This window comes from Streptomyces sp. BBFR25 (genome assembly GCF_044590125.1).
Lineage (GTDB): Bacteria > Actinomycetota > Actinomycetes > Streptomycetales > Streptomycetaceae > Streptomyces > Streptomyces canus_D.
Genome location: NZ_CP172447.1, coordinates 4184206 through 4203598, shown reverse-complemented (window position 1 = coordinate 4203598; position 19393 = coordinate 4184206). Strand labels below are relative to the sequence as shown.

At 72.7% G+C, this 19393-nt stretch carries 17 protein-coding genes; 4 read left to right on the top strand and 13 right to left on the bottom strand.

The window, feature by feature from the left end:
- Positions 1–10: 10 nt before the first annotated feature.
- On the top strand, positions 11–730 hold the full coding sequence (locus ACGH52_RS19125) for an ABC transporter permease subunit (RefSeq protein WP_076975264.1): 720 nt from the start codon (positions 11–13) through the stop codon (positions 728–730).
- Positions 731–959: 229 nt separating this feature from the next.
- On the opposite strand, the gene ACGH52_RS19120 is transcribed toward ACGH52_RS19125, so the two are convergent.
- The 9 genes from ACGH52_RS19120 to ACGH52_RS19080 form a co-directional block, all read right to left on the bottom strand.
- Positions 960–1802 (bottom strand): HAD family hydrolase, encoded by an 843-nt coding sequence (locus tag ACGH52_RS19120; RefSeq protein ID WP_076975265.1) that lies wholly within the window; start codon positions 1800–1802, stop codon positions 960–962.
- On the bottom strand, positions 1799–3076 hold the full coding sequence (gene serS, locus ACGH52_RS19115) for a serine--tRNA ligase (protein ID WP_076975266.1): 1278 nt from the start codon (positions 3074–3076) through the stop codon (positions 1799–1801). Before serS ends, ACGH52_RS19120 begins: the two co-directional genes overlap by 4 nt.
- A gap of 515 nt (positions 3077–3591) precedes the next feature.
- On the bottom strand, positions 3592–4524 hold the full coding sequence (gene pheA / locus ACGH52_RS19110; protein WP_076975267.1) for a prephenate dehydratase: 933 nt from the start codon (positions 4522–4524) through the stop codon (positions 3592–3594).
- 80 nt (positions 4525–4604) lie between these two features.
- Positions 4605–5993 (bottom strand): iron uptake transporter deferrochelatase/peroxidase subunit, encoded by a 1389-nt coding sequence (gene efeB, locus ACGH52_RS19105; protein WP_399940934.1) that lies wholly within the window; start codon positions 5991–5993, stop codon positions 4605–4607.
- A gap of 8 nt (positions 5994–6001) precedes the next feature.
- Entirely contained in the window at positions 6002–8014 is a 2013-nt protein-coding gene (locus tag ACGH52_RS19100) for a copper resistance CopC/CopD family protein (protein ID WP_399940931.1), read from the bottom strand.
- 13 nt (positions 8015–8027) lie between these two features.
- Positions 8028–8528: a copper chaperone PCu(A)C gene (locus ACGH52_RS19095; protein WP_399940928.1), complete on the bottom strand. Its 501-nt coding sequence runs from the start codon at positions 8526–8528 to the stop codon at positions 8028–8030.
- Positions 8529–8572: 44 nt separating this feature from the next.
- Positions 8573–9223, bottom strand: a complete 651-nt coding sequence (locus ACGH52_RS19090; protein WP_076975271.1) for an SCO family protein — start codon at positions 9221–9223, stop codon at positions 8573–8575.
- Positions 9224–9354: 131 nt separating this feature from the next.
- The gene (locus tag ACGH52_RS19085; protein WP_121702557.1) at positions 9355–10116 is read right to left on the bottom strand and encodes a YcnI family protein; all 762 of its coding nucleotides are present in this window, start codon (positions 10114–10116) and stop codon (positions 9355–9357) included.
- 134 nt (positions 10117–10250) lie between these two features.
- Positions 10251–11099 carry a hypothetical protein gene (locus tag ACGH52_RS19080; protein ID WP_399940924.1) on the bottom strand — a complete coding sequence of 283 codons (849 nt, stop codon included), beginning with the start codon at positions 11097–11099 and terminating at the stop codon, positions 10251–10253.
- A gap of 241 nt (positions 11100–11340) precedes the next feature.
- On the opposite strand from ACGH52_RS19080, the gene ACGH52_RS19075 reads away from it, so the two are divergent.
- Positions 11341–11805: an ATP-binding protein gene (locus ACGH52_RS19075; protein WP_076975274.1), complete on the top strand. Its 465-nt coding sequence runs from the start codon at positions 11341–11343 to the stop codon at positions 11803–11805.
- A 69-nt stretch (positions 11806–11874) separates the two neighbouring features.
- On the opposite strand, the gene ACGH52_RS19070 is transcribed toward ACGH52_RS19075, so the two are convergent.
- On the bottom strand, positions 11875–13350 hold the full coding sequence (locus ACGH52_RS19070) for an aminopeptidase P family protein (RefSeq protein ID WP_399940921.1): 1476 nt from the start codon (positions 13348–13350) through the stop codon (positions 11875–11877).
- 133 nt (positions 13351–13483) lie between these two features.
- A complete protein-coding gene (locus ACGH52_RS19065) occupies positions 13484–14917 on the bottom strand; it encodes a PP2C family protein-serine/threonine phosphatase (RefSeq protein ID WP_399940918.1) in 1434 nt (477 codons plus the stop codon).
- 647 nt (positions 14918–15564) lie between these two features.
- Here ACGH52_RS19065 and ACGH52_RS19060 point away from each other — a divergent pair.
- Both ACGH52_RS19060 and ACGH52_RS19055 read left to right on the top strand, forming a co-directional pair.
- Positions 15565–16230: a bifunctional DNA primase/polymerase gene (locus tag ACGH52_RS19060; protein WP_076975276.1), complete on the top strand. Its 666-nt coding sequence runs from the start codon at positions 15565–15567 to the stop codon at positions 16228–16230.
- 54 nt (positions 16231–16284) lie between these two features.
- The gene (locus ACGH52_RS19055) at positions 16285–17076 is read left to right on the top strand and encodes a hypothetical protein (protein WP_399940915.1); all 792 of its coding nucleotides are present in this window, start codon (positions 16285–16287) and stop codon (positions 17074–17076) included.
- A gap of 245 nt (positions 17077–17321) precedes the next feature.
- On the opposite strand, the gene ACGH52_RS19050 is transcribed toward ACGH52_RS19055, so the two are convergent.
- Together ACGH52_RS19050 and ACGH52_RS19045 are read right to left on the bottom strand one after the other, a co-directional pair.
- Positions 17322–18287, bottom strand: a complete 966-nt coding sequence (locus tag ACGH52_RS19050) for a DUF5926 family protein (RefSeq protein ID WP_123625212.1) — start codon at positions 18285–18287, stop codon at positions 17322–17324.
- Positions 18288–18644: 357 nt separating this feature from the next.
- Entirely contained in the window at positions 18645–19283 is a 639-nt protein-coding gene (locus tag ACGH52_RS19045) for an ATP-binding protein (protein WP_399940911.1), read from the bottom strand.
- Positions 19284–19393 lie beyond the last annotated feature (110 nt).

Here is a 19393-nt window from a genome sequence, read left to right as displayed (position 1 = left end):
AGGCCGAACAATGTACGACCCCACAGTCGCCCGGCTCACCTACCGGGCTCTGCTCGGCCGCCGCCGGGCCCTCATCCTGGGCGCACTCCCCCTGCTGCTGCTCGTCATCGCCGTCGCGGTGCGCGCGCTCGCCGGAGCGGACGACCAGACCACCGCGGACGTGCTGGGCGGGTTCGCCCTCGCCACCATGGTTCCGATCATCGGCGTCATCGCCGGCACGGGTGCCATCGGCCCCGAGATCGACGACGGCTCGGTGGTGTACCTGCTGTCCAAGCCGATCAAGCGGCCGACGATCATCTTCACCAAGCTGATCGTCGCCATAGCCGTGACGATGGTCTTCTCCGCCGTGCCCACGCTGCTCGCCGGTCTGCTCCTCAACGGCAACGGCCAGCAGATCGCCGTCGCCTACACGATCGCCGCGCTGGTCGCGTCCATCGCCTACGCCGCGCTGTTCCTGCTGCTGGGCACCGTGTCCCGGCACGCGGTGGTCTTCGGGCTCGTCTACGCCCTGGTCTGGGAGGCGCTGTTCGGCTCCCTGGTGCCGGGCGCCCGCACGCTGAGCGTCCAGCAGTGGTCGCTGGCGGTGGCCCAGAAGGTCGCCGACGGGAACCTGGTGACCTCCGACGTCGGCCTGCCGACCGCGACGGTGCTGCTCGCCGCGGTGACCGTGCTCGCCACCTGGTACGCCGGCCAGAAGCTGCGGTCGCTGACGCTCGCCGGGGAGGAGTGACCACGACCCGTCGGTAACGCGGCCTACGTCCCCTTTTAATCGGTGGCGCCCGGCTTCCGGTGACGGCACTGTGGGGGATGCACGAGGACGGACGGCGACGGCGCATCGGGAGGCCGCTTCGAGCACGCGGGATACCTCGCGTGGGCCGACCGACGGGGACGCCGGCGCCGTCCGGACCGTGTGCCGCGGGGGCCGCCGGGGGGCTACGCCGGAGAGCGCCGGGGCGGCATCAGGCCGCCAGCCGCTCCAGTACCACCGCGATGCCGTCCTCGTCGTTGGAGGACGTCACCTCGTCGGCCACCGCCTTCAGCTCCACGTGGGCGTTGGCCATGGCCACGCCCCGGGCCGCCCAGCCGAACATCGGGATGTCGTTGGGCATGTCGCCGAAGGCGATGGTGTCCGCCGCCTTCAGACCGAGCCGGCGGGCCGCCAGCGACAGGCCCGTGGCCTTGGACAGCCCCAGTGGCAGCAGCTCGACGACGCCCGCGCCCGCCATGACGACCGTGACGAAGCCGCCCGCGGCGCGTCGGGCGGCCTCGGCCAGCTCGTCGTCGGACAGGCTCGGATGCTGGATGTAGATCTTGTTCAGCGGCGCCGACCACAGGTCCGAGGCGTCGGTGAAGGGCACGGCCGGCAGGTCGCCCCCGACCGCGTAGCCAGGGCCGACCAGCACGTCGCCCTCCAGGCCGTCCCGGCTCGCCGCCAGGTACAGCGGGCCGGTCTCCGCCTCGATCTTGGCCAGCGCCACCCCGGCCAGCTGCCGGTCCAGGGTGACGGAGGTCAGCAGCCGGTGCTCCCCGGCGTGGTAGACCTGCGCGCCCTGGCCGCAGACGGCCAGCCCGTCGTAGCCGAGGTCGTCGAGGATGTGCCGGGTCCACGGCACCGCCCGCCCGGTGACCACGATGTGGGCGGCGCCCGCGGCGGTGGCCGCGGCGAGCGCGTCACGGGTGCGCTGCGAGACCGTGTCGTCGCCGCGCAGCAGCGTGCCGTCGAGGTCGGTCGCGATCAGCCGGTAGGGGAAGCCCCCGGCGGGTCCGGTGCCGGGGACCGTGGCGGTGCCGGTGTCAGTCACTTGGCCACCGGTTCCAGGACCTCCCGGCCGCCCAGGTAGGGGCGCAGCACCTCGGGCACGCGGACCGAACCGTCGGCCTGCTGGTGGTTCTCCAGGATCGCCACGATCGTGCGCGGAACGGCGCACAGCGTGCCGTTGAGCGTGGCCAGCGGACGGACCTTCTTGCCCTCGCGCACGCGGATCGACAGCCGGCGGGACTGGAACTCGGTGCAGTCCGAGGTCGAGGTCAGCTCGCGGTACTTGCCCTGGGTCGGGATCCACGCCTCGCAGTCGTACTTGCGCGCGGCCGAGGAGCCCAGGTCGGCCGAGGCCACGTCGATCACCCGGAACGGCAGCTCCAGCGACGTCAGCCACTGCTTCTCCCACTCCAGCAGGCGCTGGTGCTCGGCCTGCGAGTCCTCGGGCAGGACATAGGAGAACATCTCGACCTTGTCGAACTGGTGCACGCGGAAGATGCCCCGGGTGTCCTTGCCGTGCGAGCCCGCCTCGCGGCGGAAGCAGGGCGAGAAGCCGGCGTAGCGCAGCGGCAGGCGCTCGGCGTCCAGGATCTCGTCCATGTGGTACGCGGCGAGCGGCACCTCGGACGTGCCGACCAGGTACAGGTCGTCCTTGTCGAGGTGGTAGACGTCCTGCGCGGCCTGGCCGAGGAAGCCGGTGCCGGCCATCGACTGCGGGCGCACCAGCGCCGGGGTCAGCATCGGTGTGAAGCCGGCCGCCGTGGCCTGCGCGATCGCCGCGTTGACCAGGGCCAGCTCCAGGAGGGCGCCCACGCCGGTCAGGAAGTAGAAACGCGAGCCGGAGACCTTGGCGCCGCGCTCCACGTCGATGGCGCCGAGCAGCTGGCCCAGCTCCAGGTGGTCCTTGGGCTCGAAGCCCTCGGCGGCGAAGTCGCGGTGGGTGCCGTGCGTCTCCAGCGTGACGAAGTCCTCCTCGCCGCCGACGGGCACGTCGGGGTGGACGAGGTTGCCGAGGCGCTGGAGCAGCTCCTGGGTCTCGGTGTCGGCCGCGTCGCGCTCGGTGTCGGCGGCCCTGACGTCGGTCTTGAGCTGCTCGGCCCGCTTGAGGAGCTCGGCCTTCTCGTCTCCGGTGGCCTTGCCGATCAGCTTGCCGAGGCCCTTCTGCTCGGCGCGCAGCTCGTCGAAACGGACGCCGGACGACCTGCGCCGTTCGTCGGCGGACAGGAGGGAGTCGACGAGCGCGACGTCCTCTCCACGGGCGCGCTGCGAGGCGCGCACACGGTCGGGGTCCTCACGGAGCAGGCGAAGGTCAATCACGCGGTCAAGGCTACCGGTGCGTGGTGTCGGCTCTCGACCCACTATTGCCGTACGCGGCTCGCACGTCCCGTTCGACGGGTCAATGAAGCGTTGCGGCCTCCCCGGAAGGAGGCGCCGCGTGGGCGTCGGGTTGACCGGATCTCCTTGTGGAGAACGGGACTTGGGGCCTGACTGTCCACAGGAATCCACAGTCCGGGAAAGTTATCCACAGGGTGTGCGAAAGATCTGTGGATGCACGGAAGTGATCATTCCTAATTCGTGGAGTCGAGCTGTCCAAACCCTCCACGTCCCCACTTTCGAGTGGAAACGGGGCACCCGGTGTCACTCCGGAGAATGGGGTGCAAGAAACAGGTGGACGAAGGGTGACCTGGACCTCTGTGGGTGAAGTGAGACGCCGTAGGGGGATTTGTCGACCAAATCCCCCTACGTTGTCGACTTGTCCCCAGGTCGAGAAGCGGACCTGTGGATAACTTCTGTGGACAACGAGAAACGAAAATCAGCAGATGGTCCGACGGTCAGAACCGGCCGTCCTGGCAGCGCGCCACCCAGTCAGCCGCCGCCACGAACGCCTCGTCCGAGGTGCCCGGCCGCAGCGCGTCCACGTCCGCGGTCCCGACCCCCGCGCGCGGGTACGACCCCAGATAGCGCACCTGGAGGCAGGTCCGCTTCAGCCCCATCAACGCGTCGGCCACCCGGCGGTCGGAGATGTGTCCCTCGGCGTCGATGCAGAAGCAGTAGTTGCCGATACCGGCACCCGTGGGGCGGGACTGCAGCAGCATCAGGTTGATGCCCCGGGTGGCGAACTCGCCCAGCAGATCGCGCAGGCCGCCGGGGTGGTCGTCGCGCTGCCAGAGCACGACCGACGTCTTGTCCGCCCCGGTCGGTGCCGCGGGCCGCGCCGGGCGGCCCACCAGCACGAACCGCGTCTGGGCGTTCTCCGCGTCGTGGATGTCGGCCTCCAGCACCTCCAGGCCGTAGCGTTCCGCGGCGAACTCACCGGCGAAGGCGGCGTCGTACCGCCCCTCCTGCACCAGGCGGGCGCCGTCCGCGTTGGAGGCGGCCGATTCCCAGGCGACGTCCGGGAGATGCGCCTTGAGCCAGTTGCGGACCTGGGGCTGCGCGGCCGGGTGGGCGGTGACCGTCTTGATGTCCGACAGCTTGGTGCCGGGGCGGACCAGCAGCGCGAAGGTGATGGACAGCAGCACCTCGCGGTAGATCATCAGCGGCTGACCGGCGACCAGCTCGTCGAGGGTGGTGGTGATGCCGCCCTCGACGGAGTTCTCGATCGGCACGAACGCGGCCTCGGCCTCGCCGCCGCGCACCGCGTCGAGCGCGGACTGCACGGAGACGTAGGGGACCAGTTCCCGGGTCGCCGTCTCCGGGAGGGTGCGCAGGGCGACTTCGGTGAAGGTGCCTTCAGGGCCGAGATACGCGTAACTGGCTGGCATGTACTCACCCTAATGGGCCCGGGAACACGCGGCCCCACGCGTCCCGCCCGAGCCCCTCCCGGGGGTGACGCGTCGCGGATTCACCCCTCCAGCAGCCGCTGCCCCACGTACTCTCCCTCGGACGCCCCGCCCGGGACCGCGAACAGGCCGCTCGCCTCGTGCCGGATGAACTGCGACAGCGCGTCGCCCCGGTCCAGCTTGCGCTGCACGGGCACGAAGCCGCGCAGCGGATCGGCCTGCCAGCAGATGAAGAGCAGCCCGGCGTCCGGGACGCCGTCGGCGTCGAAGCCGTCGTGGTACGAGAAGGGCCGGCGGACCATGGCCGCGCCGCCGTTCTGGTCGGGCCGGGTGATGCGGGCGTGGGCGTTGATCGGAACGACGAGCTTTCCGGAGCCGTCCGTCTTCTCCAGGTCCATCTCCGTCGTCTCGGTGGCGTCGCTCCCTCCGGACAGCGGCGCCCCGTCGGACTTGCGGCGCCCGATGACGTCCTCCTGGGCCTTGAGCGACAGCTTCTCCCAGTCGTCGAGGAGCATGCGGATGCGGCGTACGACGACGTAGGAGCCGTTCGCCATCCAGGCCGGAGCGCCCCTCCCGGACTCGGGCTCCTCGGGCACGAAGATCCGCTGGTCGAAGTCGGCCTCGGCGGGCTTGGGGTTGCGGGTGCCGTCGACCTGGCCCATGAGGTTGCGGGTCGTCATGGGGTGGGCGGTGGCGCCGGGCGAACGGTTGAAGCCGTTCATCTGCCAGCGGACACGGGCGGCCGTCCCGGCGTCCCGCTGGATCGCGCGCAGGGCGTGGAAGGCCACCAGCGCGTCGTCGGCGCCGATCTGCACCCACAGGTCGCCGTTGCTGCGGTTCTTGTCGAGGTGGTCGGAGGAGAAGTCGGGGAGCGGATCGAGGGCGACCGGGCGCTGCTTGTCGAGGCCGGTCCGGCCGAAGAAGCTGTGCCCGAATCCGAAGGTGACGGTCAGGGAGGAGGGCCCGGCGTCCCGGGCCACATCCGTGTCACGGCTTCCAGCCGGTTCGCCCGCCATCAGCCGCCGGGCCGTGTCGGACCAGCGACGCAGCAGCGCGGCGGCCTCCCTGCGGCCGGCTCCGGCCGCGAGGTCGAAGGCGATGAGGTGGCCGCGGGCCTGCACGGGGGTGGTGATGCCGGGCTGATGTTTCCCGTGAAACATCGCCCGCCCGCTGCCGAGCGAGGTGAGGGGAGTCGCGGCGGAGGAGGGCGCGGCGGCGTAGCCCGCGGCGGCGCCCGCCGCGCCGAGGACGAGCCCGGTGGCTCCGGCGGTGCCGAGCAGCCGCCGTCGGGAGACGCCGCCGGGAGCGGTGGTGCTCTCGGCGTTCTGGGCGGTCTCGGTGCTCCCCGGGCCGAGTGGCCCGGTCGGTCCGGTGTTGCCGCCGGGCCTGCCGCCGGACTTCCCGTGGGTCGCCTCGCGGTCCCGGGCCTGAGGGATGGACTGGTCAGCCATGGTGCGGTTCAGCCGATCTGCGCGTTCTTGGAGACGGTGACCTGGTCGATGTCGGAGGTGCGCACGGTGACGGCGACTTCCCAGTCGCCCGCCATCGGCACCTGTACTCCGCTCGCCGACCAGTGGCCGGTGGTGATGTGGTCCGGGACGACGGGCAGGGGCCCGATGTCCTGTGCCTTCTGGGTGAGGGCCACCTTCACCTCGGGGATGTCGAAGGCGGTCCCGTCCGGGCGCTCGACGTAGACGTGCATGTCGTTGGCGCCGACCCGGGCCGGATCGAGCTCCACCCGTATGACGCCCTTGCCGTTCTGGCTGCCGGTGTCGAAGGGCAGGTCCAGCGTCACCGCTCCGGTGGAGGGCGCGGAACCGGTGGCGGAGGACGTGCCCGCGGCCTTGGCCTCCTCCTCGGTGCGGCCCGGTTCGGTCTGGGTCAGGACGGTGGTCACCACGAGCAGGACGACGGCGACAGCGGCCTCGGCGAGCACGGAGCGGCGCAGTCCGAAGCGGTTCGGGTCGGCGTCCCGCTGCCGCTTCTGCCGGGCGGCGTCCACGGCCGCGCGCTGCCGGGCGAGCTGGGCGGCTCGCCCGGAGCCACCGGAGTCCTTCGCCGTGCCGGACGCCTTCTCGGCGACCTTCGCGCTCCCGGAGCCCGTCTCCTTCCCGGAGCTCGTCGCGGACGTGTTCCCGGACACCCTCCCGGACGCCTTCCCGGCCGTCTTGGAGGCCGCCTGCACGGTGGCGCTCCCGGACGCCTTCCCCGCGCCCCGCGCGGCCCCGGCGACGGCGGGTGCCGCCTCCGCCAGCTGTGCCGTCCACCGGCGCGAGAAGTAGGCGACGCCGACGAGCACCGCCACCAGCCCGATCTTGACGAGGAGCAGCTGTCCGTACCGGGTGTCGGTGAAGGCCGTCCAGGAGCCGAGCTGGCGCCAGGACTGGTAGGTGCCGGTCACCACCAGCGCGATCACGCTGCCAAAGGCGATACGCGAGAACCGGCGCACGGCGAGGGCGGGGACCGGTGTGTCCGCCGGGCCCCGGTACAGGGCGACGAGCAGCGCGGTGAGCCCGCCGAGCCAGGTGGCGACGGCGATCAGGTGGACGACGTCGACCGGCATGGCGAGGCCCGCCTGGAGGCCGACGGAGGCGTGCTCGGACATCGCCCAGGTCGCCGCGAGGCCCGCCGCCACGACGCTCCCGCCGACCGCGAGCCCGAAGGTGAGGTCCCGCTTCTCCTCGTCCTCCCGTTTGTCGTACGCGCCGAAGAGCACGGCGACGAACAGCGCGGCCGCCGCCAGCAGCAACAGCCGGGAGACCAGCGCGGCACCGGCCTTGGTCTGCAGCACCTCGCCGAGCAGGCCCAGGTCGAAGACGTCGGCGACCTTCCCGGAACCGGTGTAGGAGCCGCGCAGCAGGAGGAGCAGGAGGGTGGCGGCGGTCAGCGCGAGCCAGCCGGAGACGACGAACCGCTGTACGACGCGCACCCCGGAGCCGCGCGGCCAGCAGGCGAGCACGAAGGCGGCGCCGCCCACCAGGACGGCGAATCCGGCGTACGACACGTACCGTCCGACGCCGTACAACCCGCCGACGAATCCGCCGCCCGCCCCCTGTGCGGAGACGCTGACCGAGGTGTCGGAGGGGGCGCCGACGGAGAAGGTGTAGGCACCGGAGACGGGGTGGCTGTCGGCGGAGACGACCTGGTAGGTCACCGTGTAGGTGCCGTCGGGCAGCCCGGCGTGCAGTTTCACGGAGTACGTCGTGCCGCCGGTGCCGGACGGCTTGCCGTCGTCGACGCGTTTGCCCTTGGGGTCGAGGACGCGCAATGAGTCGTCGTCCATGGAGACCGACTCGGAGAAGGTGAGCGACACCTGGGCCGGAGCCTTGTCGACCACCGCCCCCTCCCGGGGGTCGCTGCCGGTGAGCGCGGCGTGCGCGGAGGCCGGTCCTGCGGCGGCCAGCAGCGCGCAGGCCGCGGCCAGGAGCAGCAGCACCAGGGTCCGCAGGCGCGGGGCGATGGTCTGCGTCAAGGTGGTCCCTCCCTCAGTGTCCGGAGTCTTCGGAGTGCCCGGAGTGTCCGGTGGTGGGCTGGTACGTGGCCGCCTTCACGGGCAGCTTGACCGTGACGGGGTCGGAGTGCGCGAAGTGCAGTTCGACGGCGACGGACTGTCCCTGCTTCGGCTGCTGCTTCAGCTTCTCGAACATCAGGTGGTTCCCGCCGCTCTTGAACACGAGTTGACCGTGCGCGGGGACCTCGAGGCGGTCGACCTCCTTCATGGTCCCGTCGACGGTCTCGTGCACGGTGACCTCGCCGGTCTCGCTGGTGACGGAGGTCAGTTCGTCCGCGGCGTCGCCCTCGTTGGTGATCGTGAGGAACCCGGCCGCCATCGAGTCGGAGACGGGCTGCGGTATGTAGGCGGCCCCGACGGAGAGTTCGGCGCCGGAGGCCGCGGAGTCCGAGTCGGAGTCCGAGTCACCGCAGCCCGCGAGGGCCAGGGCGCCGATCACCGCGACGGCGGCGGCGAGCACGGGGCGGCGCCGCACGGGTCCTCCCGTGGGCCGCCGCACGGGCCCTCCCGCGGGCCGCCTCACGGGTTCTGTCCCTTGATGAGCTTGGGGAGGTCCTTGGTGTAGTCGTCGACCGTGGCGTCCTCGCCGTACAGGACGTAGCCCGCGTCGGACTTCGGGGAGAAGGCGACGACCTGGGTGCCGTGGGTCGAGACGATCTTGCCGTCCTTGTCCTTGGTCGGCGGGTCGATCGAGATGCCGAGGGTGCGGGCGCCCGCCTGGATGGTGTCGAAGTCGCCGGTGAGGCCGACGATCTGCGCGTCGATGCCCTTGAGCCACTTGCCGAGCGCGGCCGGGGTGTCGCGCTCGGGATCGGTGCTGACGAACACCACGCGGAGCTTGTCCTGTTCCGCCTGGGGGAGCTGCTTCTTGGCCACGGCGATGTTGTTCATCGTCAGCGGGCAGACGTCGGGGCAGTGGGTGTAGCCGAAGTAGACCAGCGTGGGCCTGCCGGCGGTCTGCTCGCGGAGGTCGTACTTCTTGCCCTGGGTGTCGGTGAGGACCAGGTCGGGCTTCTCGAAGGGCTTGTCGAGGACGGTGGCGGCCTGTCGGCTGTTGTCCTCGGAGACCACGGTCACGGGCTTGTCGCTGTCGGCGCCGCTGCCGCAGGCGGACAGCGTCAGAGCGGCGGCGGCGAGCAGGGCGGCCGTGGCGAACGTCTTCTTGCGCATAGAAAAATGTCCCAGATGTGAGGTGCTCCGGTGCGCGCCGGGGCCCGTCGGAGAATCCGACGGACGGTCCGGCGCGCACCGGACGAGAGGATGCGCCGGCGAGGTGCTGCCGACGCACCGGCGCGGCGTCGTTACGCCGTCGCGCCGGAGTCGCGCCGACGGCCGGCCAGCACGCCGTAGCCGACGCCCGCCGCACCGACGACGATGCCGACGATGCCGAGGACCCGGGCGGTGGTGTCGCTGCCGTCGCCGGAGCCGGAGTCCGACGAGGAGGCGTCGGCGGCGGTGTTCCGCGCGGCCGCCTCGGTGTCGTCGGCCTTCGCGTCCGATGAGCCCGACGCGCCGTGGGCGTCGTCCTCGGCGGCGGCCAGCTGGAGCACGGGCGCCGGGGTCTCGGGCTCCTCCTGGCCCTCCTGCGGCACCTCGATCCAGCGCACGACCTCCTTGTTGGAGTACGTCTGGATCGCCTTGAACACCAACTGGTCGGCGTCCTCGGGCAGCGCGCCGATGGAGACCGGGAACTTCTGGAAGTAGCCGGGCTCGACACCCTTGCCGTCGGCGGTCCAGGTCACCTTGGTGACCACCTCGGTGATCTGCTTGCCGTGCGACTCCAGCGGCTTGGCCGGCTTGGCCTTGGTGACCTCGGCCTTCCAGCCCGGGACCGGCTGCGGCATGACGGACGCCAGCGGGTGGTCGGTCGGGAAGCTGACCTCCAGCTTGGTGGTGGAGGCGTTGTCACGCTCGTTGGGGACCTTGAAGTCGACGACCGCGTAGCCGCCCTTGGCGGCCGTGCCCTCCGGCTGCACGCTGACGTGCGCGAAGGCGGGGGCGGACAGGGCGAGGACGGCGAGGCCGGACACGGCGCCGGCGGCGGCGATACGGGAAGCCTTCATGGACGGAGTACTCCGCTTCGTGGGGACACCGGTGCAGAGCAGCCGGTGCCGAGTGACAGGAGGGGTGCGCGCACGCGCGCGTGTGTGCCGCACGACGGCGGCCCCTCCCGAAGCGGGATGACGGTCGCGTCGTGTCAGGCGGCGAGGGCGAACGCGTCACTCGGCGGGCCGCGCCTGATGACCGTGTGCTGGAGGGCGGTGGTACGGGGCCGCGGCGGCACCCGCATCGCGGTGTGCGGCGGACGCGGACCCGTGCCGGGGGCGCCGGCCAGTCCGGCGTGCAGGGCGCGCACCAGCGAGAGCGCCGCGCGCAGGGCGCGTACGAAGGCCGCCTCGGCCATGGACTGGGCCGAGTGCGCCGACAGTTCGACGAGCCGGGCCAGCGCGAGGTCCCCGCGCCGCAGCAGCCAGCCGGCGGCCAGGCCCGCGAGGAGGTGACCGAGCAGCATCGGCAGCGACGGCAGCAGCGAGGCGGAGGTACCGGCGGTGGCCAGCGCGTCGGCCGAGTGGTGCGCCGCGCCGGCGGGGTCGGCCGGGGCGACCCGCGCGTCGGTGAGGATCCGCTCGGCCTGGGCCGGGCTGATCGCCGCCGCGGTGGTCCCGCAGACCAGCCGTGCGGCCTGCTGGACCAGGGAGGCGTCGGAGAGCGCGCCCGCCCCACCGCCGGACGCGGCGGCCGTACCGGATGCCGTGGCCGCGGCGGTGCCGTGCTGGCCCAGCCCGAACACGGCGTGCAGCGCGGTCTGTCCGACGGTCAGCAGCGTCGCGATGCCGGGCAGCGAGCGCCGGCGGCCGGCGAGCGGCACGGCGACCAGGACCGCCCCGAGGAAGCCCGCGCCCAGCGACCACAGCGGAACGGTGGCGCAGGAGGCGAGGGTGTGCCCCGCCGCGGCCAGCACGACGCAGACCGCGGCGAACACCGCGGCCCGCAGGACCCGGAGGTCGTTCCCGGAGCGCGCCGTTGGCGGGTGGGGGGCAGTCATGGCGGGCTCATCATCGCACTCACGGCCCGGGCGCCGTACGGCAGGTCCACAAGATGCCGTACGACCGGAAGGCGAGGAACAGGGCGGAAGGTCACCCTCTGGTACGAGTCGCCCCGCATACACCGGCCGACGAGGGCGACGCATCCGCCAGATGAGCGGTGTCACGGGCGCGGCGCGCTTACGCCCGGGTGTGAGGGGCAATACGTATCGGTATGTCGAGCCGCGGCCGGGAGGCTGGAGCATGAGCATCTGGTGGTCACTCCATTTGCGGCGCGAGGCTGCGAGCGTCCCCCTGGCCCGCCGCCTGCTGATCGGCACCATGGAGACCGCGGGCGTCGACCCGGACATCTCCTTCGACCTCTCCGTCGCGCTGAGCGAGGCCTGCGCCAACGCGGTCGAGCACGGCGGGGACGACGGGTCCGGCGGCCCCGGCGAGGCGTACCGCGTCACGGCCTACCTGGACGGCGAGCGCTGCCGCATCGAGGTCGCCGACACGGGCCCCGGGTTTCCCGCCGCCGCTCCGGGCGGGCCGCACGGCGTCGCCCGCCCGGCGGGCCCGGAGGCGGAGAGCGGCCGCGGACTGTGTCTCATCCGGGAGCTCGCCGACCATGTCCACATCGGCAGTACGCCGGGGCGGGCCGGTGCCGTCGTGAGCTTCGACAAGATCCTCAAGTGGCGTGAGAACGCCCCGCTGGCGGCGGTGTGACGGCCGGGTCCGAGCACGCCGACGGCCGGGCACCCGCACGGGCGCCCGGCCGACGTACGGCAGGCGGGGTCAGCCCTTCAGCGCGGCCATCCACTCCTCGACCTCGTCCGACCGGCGCGGCAGCCCGGCGGACAGGTTCCGGTTGCCGTCGGCGGTGACGAGGATGTCGTCCTCGATGCGCACGCCGATGCCCCGGTACTCCTCGGGCACGGTGAGGTCGTCGGCCTGGAAGTACAGGCCGGGCTCCACGGTGAGCACCATGCCGGGCTCCAGCGTGCCGTCGACGTAGGACTCCACGCGCGCGGCGGCGCAGTCGTGGACGTCCAGGCCGAGCATGTGACCGGTGCCGTGCAGCGTCCAGCGGCGCTGCAGGCCCAGCTCGAGGACCCGCTCGACCGGGCCCTCGACCAGGCCCCACTCCACCAGCCGCTCGGTCAGCACGCGCTGGGCGGCGTCGTGGAAGTCGCGGTACTTGGCGCCGGGCTTCACCGCCGCGATCCCGGCCTCCTGGGCGTCGTACACGGCGTCGTAGATCTTCTTCTGCAACTCGCTGTACGTGCCGTTGACCGGCAGCGTGCGCGTCACGTCGGCGGTGTAGTACGTGTGCGTCTCCACGCCCGCGTCGAGCAGCAGCAGGTCGCCGGAGCGGACCGGGCCGTCGTTGCGGACCCAGTGCAGGGTGCAGGCGTGCGGGCCGGCGGCGGCGATGGTGCCGTAGCCGACGTCGTTGCCCTCGACGCGCGCGCGGAGGAAGAAGGTGCCCTCGATGTAGCGCTCGCTGGTCGCCTCGGCCTTGTCGAGGACCTTCACGACGTCCTCGAAGCCGCGCACGGTGGAGTCGACGGCCTTCTGCAGCTCGCCGATCTCGAACTCGTCCTTGACCAGGCGGGCCTCGGAGAGGAAGACGCGCAGTTCCTCGTCGCGCTCGGCGGTGACCTTGTCGGTCAGGGACGCCTCGATGCCGGCGTCGTAGCCGCGCACGACGCGCACCGGGCCGGTGGCCTCGCGCAGGCTGCCGGCCAGCTCGCGGACGTCGGAGGCGGGGATGCCGTACAGCTTTTCGGCCTCGGTGAGGGAGTGGCGGCGGCCCACCCACAGCTCGCCCTGCCCGCTCAGCCAGAACTCGCCGTTCTCCCGGTCCGAGCGCGGCAGGAGGTAGATCGTCGCGGTGTGGCCGTCGCCCTTGGGCTCCAGGACCAGGACGCCGTCCTCGGTCTGGTTGCCGGTCAGGTACGTGTACTCGACCGAGGCGCGGAAGGAGTACTCCGTGTCGTTGGAGCGGGTCTTGAGGTTGCCCGCGGGGATCACCAGGCGCTCGCCGGGGAAGCGGGCGGACAGGGCGGCACGGCGCGCGGCGGTCTCGGCGGCCTGGGGGATCGGCTCCAGGTCGCGCAGCTCCGTGTCGGCCCAGCCGGACTGCATGTTCTCGGCCAGCTCGTCGGACACGCCCGGGTACAGGCCGTTCTTGCGCTGCTTGATCGGCTCTTCGGACTCGTCCGGGGTCTCCGGGGTCTCCGGGTTCTCCGGGGTGAGCTCATCCGCCACGGTCATCCTCCTAGTACGGCACTGGACCACCCCCCATCGTACGGTCGTACGGAAGGGGGCCCAGGGCCGAAGGGCCTGTTACGCCCGCTGCGCTACCGTCCGTTATGCGAGGCATGCGGGGCGTCAGTGACCGCTATTCGAACCTGACCGCCAGCAGAACCACGTCCTCCTCGGAGTCCGCCTCCGCCTTCCCGTCGGGCAGCACGGTGCGCAGGACGTGCTCGACGACCGCGTCCGGGTCCTGCCGTGCGGCCCGCGGGACGCCGGCCGCCGCCGCGTGCAGCCGGGCGAAGGCGCGGTCGGCCGGATCGCCGGTGCGGTGCAGCAGCCCGTCGGTGTAGAGCAGAACCGTCTCTCCCGGCTCGGCCTGCAGCTCCACGCTGGGCGCCTCCCAGCAGGCGAGCATGCCGAGCGGCGCGGAGACGGAGGTCTCGACGAACTCCGTGCGCCGCTGACCGATCAGCAGGGGCGGGCTGTGCCCGGCCCCGGCCAGGGTGATGCGGCGCAGCACGGGCTCGCAGTAGCCGAACAGCGCGGTGGCCGAACGGGCCGGTTCGGTGAGCCGCAGCAGCAGTTCCAGGTCGGACAGGACGGCGACCGGGTCCTCGCCCTCCATCACGGCGTACGCCCGCAGCGAGGCGCGCAGCCGTCCCATCGCGGCGACCGCGCTGGACCCCGACCCGGTGACGGAGCCGACGGCGAGGCCGAGCGCGGCGTCCGGCAGCGGCAGGGCGTCGTACCAGTCGCCCCCGCCCGAGGGACCGGTGCGGTGCCGGACGGCGAGCTGCACGCCGGGTACCCGGGGCAGGCGCGAGGGCAGCAACTCCTCGGCCAGCGTCGCCATGGACGCGCGGGTGCGCTCGACCTCCAGGAGGCGTGCCAGGTGCGCGGTGGCGTACCGGACGTACAGACCGGCGAGGTGGCGCTGCCGCTCCCCCGGTTCGGCGGGTTCGTCGTAGAGCCAGACGGCGGCGCCGAGGCGCCCGGTGCCCTCGGCGGACAGGGGGAGTGTGTAGCAGGCGGCGTAGCCGAGGCGGGTGGCGACCTCGCGGTGGCGGGGGTCGAGGGACTTCTCGGCGAACAGGTTGGGTTCCGCGATGCCGTCCTGCCCGACCGGCAGTCCGTCCAGGATCCGCCCGTAGGGCAGGGAGCCGCGGGGCACGGTCTCGATGTGGCCGAGGTCGGCGCGGGCGAGGCCGAGGCCGACGGTGGTGCCGGGGCCGAGTCCGTCGGCCGGTTCCAGCACGACGAGCCCGCGCCGGGCACCGACCAGGGCGGCTCCGGCGCGCAGTACTTCCTGGAGTCCGTCGGCGAGGGTGCCCGTGCGGACCAGGCGTTCGGTCAGTTCGTGCAGGGTCGTGAGGTCCGAGACCCAGCCGGCGAGCCGGTCCTGGAGCAGGGCCCCGGGGGCACCAGGAGTGCCCGAGTCGTCCGTGACGGCCGCGGCGTCGGTGGTGGGGGATTCGGCCGCCTGGGGGGTGCCCGCGGCGGCGGACGCGACAGTGTGTGCGGGGGATGGAACCGTTGAATCGATTCCGGCCACTTTCGCAGGGTGCGGGGCGTTCATGGCGTCCGGCCTTCCGACCGGCGCTTACTGCTCAAAAGCATCGCAACCCCCATGTCATTCTGCGCCGCTAGCAGTGTCTCCACATGTACACGCACTCGTGAGGGGATGTCCAGCATTGTCCTGCTGGGATTCCTGGTGTCCATGGGGTGGGAGCGGCCTCCTTCCCGACCCCTTGCGGAAAAGCGAAATTGGCTTGAAACTGCCCTAGAGGACGCCTTGTTGCGGTCGACTGGGGGTGCTTCACGGAGCGTCACAGCGGTCGTGATGGGTACGTACTCGGAGAAGGCCGGGGTGGTTGGGGGCCACCTGGAACCCGGCGACGGACCCGGGCGTCCTATCCACCGACGACCGTGCCCCATCCTCCCGTGGCGGAGGCGGAGAGAAATACGCGCGACGGCAAAACGCCAGACTTCGCCACCCCCGCGCCACGCCATGCCTTTGATAAACGCAGTGGCCGGAACCGTCACGGACGCAGTCAGTGCTCGACCCACAGGGGTTTCCCTTGCCCTTGGCGGAGACGTGCCCCCGTGGGGACGTTTCTCGGCAGGGGTGTGATGCGCCACCAGCAACGCACAGCGAAGAGATCGACACATGGTGTGAAGTGACCACGGTGTTGCCAGGCGTGCAACGGAAAGGAACGAGCGCTCATGCGCGAGATCCTCGGAAGGCGACGCAGGCTCCTGTCCCAGCACGACGACGGGCAGCCTGAGCTGATCGGCGCGGCCCTGACCTACGCGACACAATGGCAGTGGCCCGTACTCCCGGGCGCGGCGGCGGATCCGCGGGCGCGGTCCCGTTGCGGCTGCCCCGACCCCGACTGCACGGTGCCAGGCGCACATCCCTTCGACCCCGGTCTCCTCGCGGCGACCACCGATGCGCGCATGGTGCGCTGGTGGTGGTCCAACCGGCCGACCGCGCCGATCGTCATGGCCACCGGCGGCGGCGCCCCGTGCGCCGTCTCCCTGCCCGCCCTGCCGGCCGCCCACGCCCTTGCCGCGCTCGACCGCGCCGGGCTGCGGCTCGGCCCGGTCGTCGCCTCGCCCACCCGCTGGTCGCTGCTGGTCAGGCCGTACTCCCTGGAGCAGCTGGGCGAGCTGCTCTACGCCAAGGACTTCGTCCCCGGCTCCCTGCGCTTCCACGGCGAGGGCGGCTATCTCGCGCTGCCCCCGTCCGAGACCGGCGCCGGTGCCGTCCGCTGGGAGCGGGCGCCGCTGCCCGGCTCCGCCTCGCCCTGGGTGCCCGACGTGGAGGCCGTGGTGGACGCGGTGGTCGACGCCCTCACTCGTACGGGTGTGAGCGCGCCCGAGTTGTAGGGGTGTCGGCGAGCGCGGGAGTCCGTGCCCGCCCTCGGTCGTTATCGTCCGGGCATGCCGCTTCACGCAGGGGAGCACCGCGCCGTCGGGCCGCGCCGCGCAGGGTTGTGCCACCGCGGGCCGGACTGTCGGCGGTTCCGTCTGTACGGGCTCGCGGGTGTAGTGGTGTGCGCGGTCGTACTGCCGTTCGCGGTGGCGTCCGCGGGGCCCTCGGGCGACGCGGACGCCGAGGTCGCGAGGGCCGTGCCGCTCCTCGCGCGGGGCGGTGACGGCAAGGCGTCGGCCTCTGCGGCGGGGGCGGGGGACCGATTGGGGCTCGGGGCCGGATCGGGCCCGGAATCGAACTCCGGATCGGGATCGGGATCGGGGGGAGTCGACCGTGACACGGAGGGGCTCGCACCGGCCGCCCGTTCACCGCTGCCGCCCGGCCCCGCACTGGCCGCGCGCTGCGGCCCCGAACTCACCTCGCCCGCGGGTGTCGAGGCGCAGACCTGTGTCCTGGCCCGGGGGACGGAGACCTGGGCGCGGACCTACTACCGCAACGCCACAGGTGGCCCGCTCGAGTCCGTACTGAGCCTCATGGGGCCCGACGGACGCAGCGTGCGGAGCAGCTGTGCGGTGGGCGTCGAGGACGCGCCGGGCACCTGCGAGACGCCGCCGGAGGACACCGAGTGCGTGAGCGGCGGCGGCCTGGCGGGGTACACGGCGGTCGCGGAGTTCGCGCACCGGGCCGGATACGGGCCGCTGCTGCTGCGCGCCGGGAGCGGTGGGAGCGGCCGGGGTGCCGGGAGCGGCGCGGACGACGGCGCTGGCGTCGGCAACCCCCCTGCGGGGACGGGGAGTTGACGGGCGACTGCGGTGAGTGTGCGACCGGGCGCATGGAAAGACCCGGTTGCTGGCGACGGGGGATGCACCAGCAACCGGGCTACTGGAACGGTAACAAGAGATCGGCGGTTAGCAAATTCGATCTCCTGTTTTCCGGTCACCGACTGGCTTGTCCCCAGCGGGAGTTGTGACCGGAGTCACCCGTCCACGGGGCACCGCTCCGGCTGACCGGTCGGTCAGCCGGGGGCGGCCCGCACGGAGGTGCGTCAGCTGAGGGTCACCTGCCGGTTGGTCAGGCCGCCGCGCGCCCGGCGCTCGTCGTGCGTGAGCGGAGCGTCCGTGGCCAGGGCCTCGGCGAGCCGCTCGGCGAACTCCGCGGCAGGCTTCTCGATGTCCTGCGCGGTGACCTCGCTCGGCAGGTCCCACACCGGCACGGTGAGGCCGTGCGCGCGGAAGGAGCCGACGAGGCGGGTGCCCTCGCCGAGGGACGACCGGCCCGCGGCGTGCAGCCGGGCAAGAGCGTCCAGAAGCCGCTCCTCGTCGTGCGGCATGACCCAGCGCAGGTGGTTCTTGTCCGGCGTCTCGCACCAGTAGGCGGCGTCCACGCTCTGCAGCCGGACGGTGGGGATGGCCGCGGCGTTGGCCCGCTCCAGGGAGGCGGCGACGTCCGGCGTGGCGTTCTCCGGGTCCGGCACCCAGAACTCGAAGCCCGAGTGCACCTCCGGCTCGAACGCGCCCTCGGGCGCGAGCAGGTCCTGGAGCCGCGGACCGTCGGCCGGCGCGCGGCGCCCCTGCACCGGGGTGCCCGGCTCGGCGGTCAGCGCCCGCGTGAGGGTGTCGGCGAGGTCGCGGCTGATGTCGCCCGACGCCGTGTCGTTCTGCAGGCCGAGCAGGACCGAGCCGTCGTCGCGGCGCAGGGCCGGCCAGGCCATCGGCAGCACCGTGGCCAGCGTGACGGAGGGGACGCCCTCGGGCAGGCCGTCCCGCAGGGTCAGCCCGACCGTGGCCGCCGGCACCAGCTCCCGCAGCGCCACCCAGTCGCATTCGCCGGCCAGCCCCTCGAACGGGCGCTGCACCAGCGCGGTCGTGGCCTGCGCGGCGGTCCGGCCGTGGCAGGCCTTGTACCGGCGGCCGCTGCCGCAGGGGCAGGGCTCGCGGGCGCCGACGACCGGGATCTCGGCATCGTCGAGCTGGGGCCGCTTGGCCTTCGTCTGGGGTCGCTTCTTGGCCATCGTGGGTGTCTCCCGGTTACGGCTCTACTCGTACGGGCGCGAGCCTAGCCGTTCCCACCCCGCCCGTCGGGACCTTGTGGACGACGGGCCACCTGTGGACAACTGGCCGCTGTGCCCGGCCCTGTACAGCGTCGCCGGAGCGGCGCGGGCCGAAGCCTCCGGATCGGCGCGAGGCGAAGCCACCGGACCGGCGTGCGCGGCGACGTCACCGGACCGGCGTGCGCGGCGACGTCACCGGACCGGCGTCAGACACCGCCACCGGACCGGCGCGGACCAAAGCCACGAGATCGGTGCGAGACACCGCCGCCGGACCGGCGCGATACAGAGCCACCGGACCGCCGCGAGGCGTCGTACGGGTCAGCCCAGGTCCTCGAAGGCGTCCGCGAAGTCCAGGCCGGGGATCTCCGACACCGCCGGTGCCGAGATCCGGGCGGCGAAGTCGTCGCGCCGGTGCCCGGCTTCCGGGTCGTGCACGTCGTCGTGGACGACGACCCAGACCGTGACCTCTCCGCGGGCGTCGTCCCGTACGCCCCAGTCGTCGGCGAGCGCCGTGATGATGTTCAGGCCGCGGCCGCCGTGCGCGGTGACCGAGGGGGTCGCCGGAGCCGGGCGGGTCGGGCCGCCGCCGTCCGTGACCTCCACCAGGAGCCGGCCGCCCGCGTCCACCTGCCACGCGGCCCGGACGTCGCCGTCCCCGGCCAGGGCGTCGCCCAGGGGGCGCCCGTGCTTGCACGCATTGCTCAGCAGTTCGGAAAGGACCAGTACAGCGTCGTCGATGACCGATTCCGCCACCCCGCCCCTGCGCAACTGTTCACGCATGCGGTGTCTCGCTTCCCCCACGCCCGCAGGGCCATGGGGCACGGCCATGCTCGACGACGTGGGCACCTCCTGTGCCACCACCAACGCCACCCCCGAGACCTCCTTCGCCCCACGCCACGGTGTGGATGCCCCATCGCCCTGAGCCGGAAACCGGCCGCTCGCCCCACGGTGACGCATTCGACACGGTCGAACACGTACCGAACGCGCCGGTGCACTCCCCGTAATCGGGTGGCTGGATCTGGTCGGTGTGGCCGAGACTGGAGCATGGGGCGGCCGGGATGCCGGGT

Coding starts and splice junctions, on each gene's coding strand:
- ACGH52_RS19080 (WP_399940924.1), bottom strand. CDS start 11,099: ATGACTGCCCCCCACCCGCCAACGGCGCGCTCCGGGAACGACCTCCGG.
- ACGH52_RS19075 (WP_076975274.1), top strand. CDS start 11,341: ATGAGCATCTGGTGGTCACTCCATTTGCGGCGCGAGGCTGCGAGCGTC.
- pheA (WP_076975267.1), bottom strand. CDS start 4,524: ATGCCAGCCAGTTACGCGTATCTCGGCCCTGAAGGCACCTTCACCGAA.
- ACGH52_RS19090 (WP_076975271.1), bottom strand. CDS start 9,223: ATGCGCAAGAAGACGTTCGCCACGGCCGCCCTGCTCGCCGCCGCCGCT.
- efeB (WP_399940934.1), bottom strand. CDS start 5,993: ATGGCTGACCAGTCCATCCCTCAGGCCCGGGACCGCGAGGCGACCCAC.
- ACGH52_RS19065 (WP_399940918.1), bottom strand. CDS start 14,917: ATGAACGCCCCGCACCCTGCGAAAGTGGCCGGAATCGATTCAACGGTT.
- ACGH52_RS19125 (WP_076975264.1), top strand. CDS start 11: ATGTACGACCCCACAGTCGCCCGGCTCACCTACCGGGCTCTGCTCGGC.
- ACGH52_RS19085 (WP_121702557.1), bottom strand. CDS start 10,116: ATGAAGGCTTCCCGTATCGCCGCCGCCGGCGCCGTGTCCGGCCTCGCC.
- ACGH52_RS19045 (WP_399940911.1), bottom strand. CDS start 19,283: ATGCGTCACCGTGGGGCGAGCGGCCGGTTTCCGGCTCAGGGCGATGGG.
- ACGH52_RS19060 (WP_076975276.1), top strand. CDS start 15,565: ATGCGCGAGATCCTCGGAAGGCGACGCAGGCTCCTGTCCCAGCACGAC.
- ACGH52_RS19050 (WP_123625212.1), bottom strand. CDS start 18,287: ATGGCCAAGAAGCGACCCCAGACGAAGGCCAAGCGGCCCCAGCTCGAC.
- ACGH52_RS19055 (WP_399940915.1), top strand. CDS start 16,285: ATGCCGCTTCACGCAGGGGAGCACCGCGCCGTCGGGCCGCGCCGCGCA.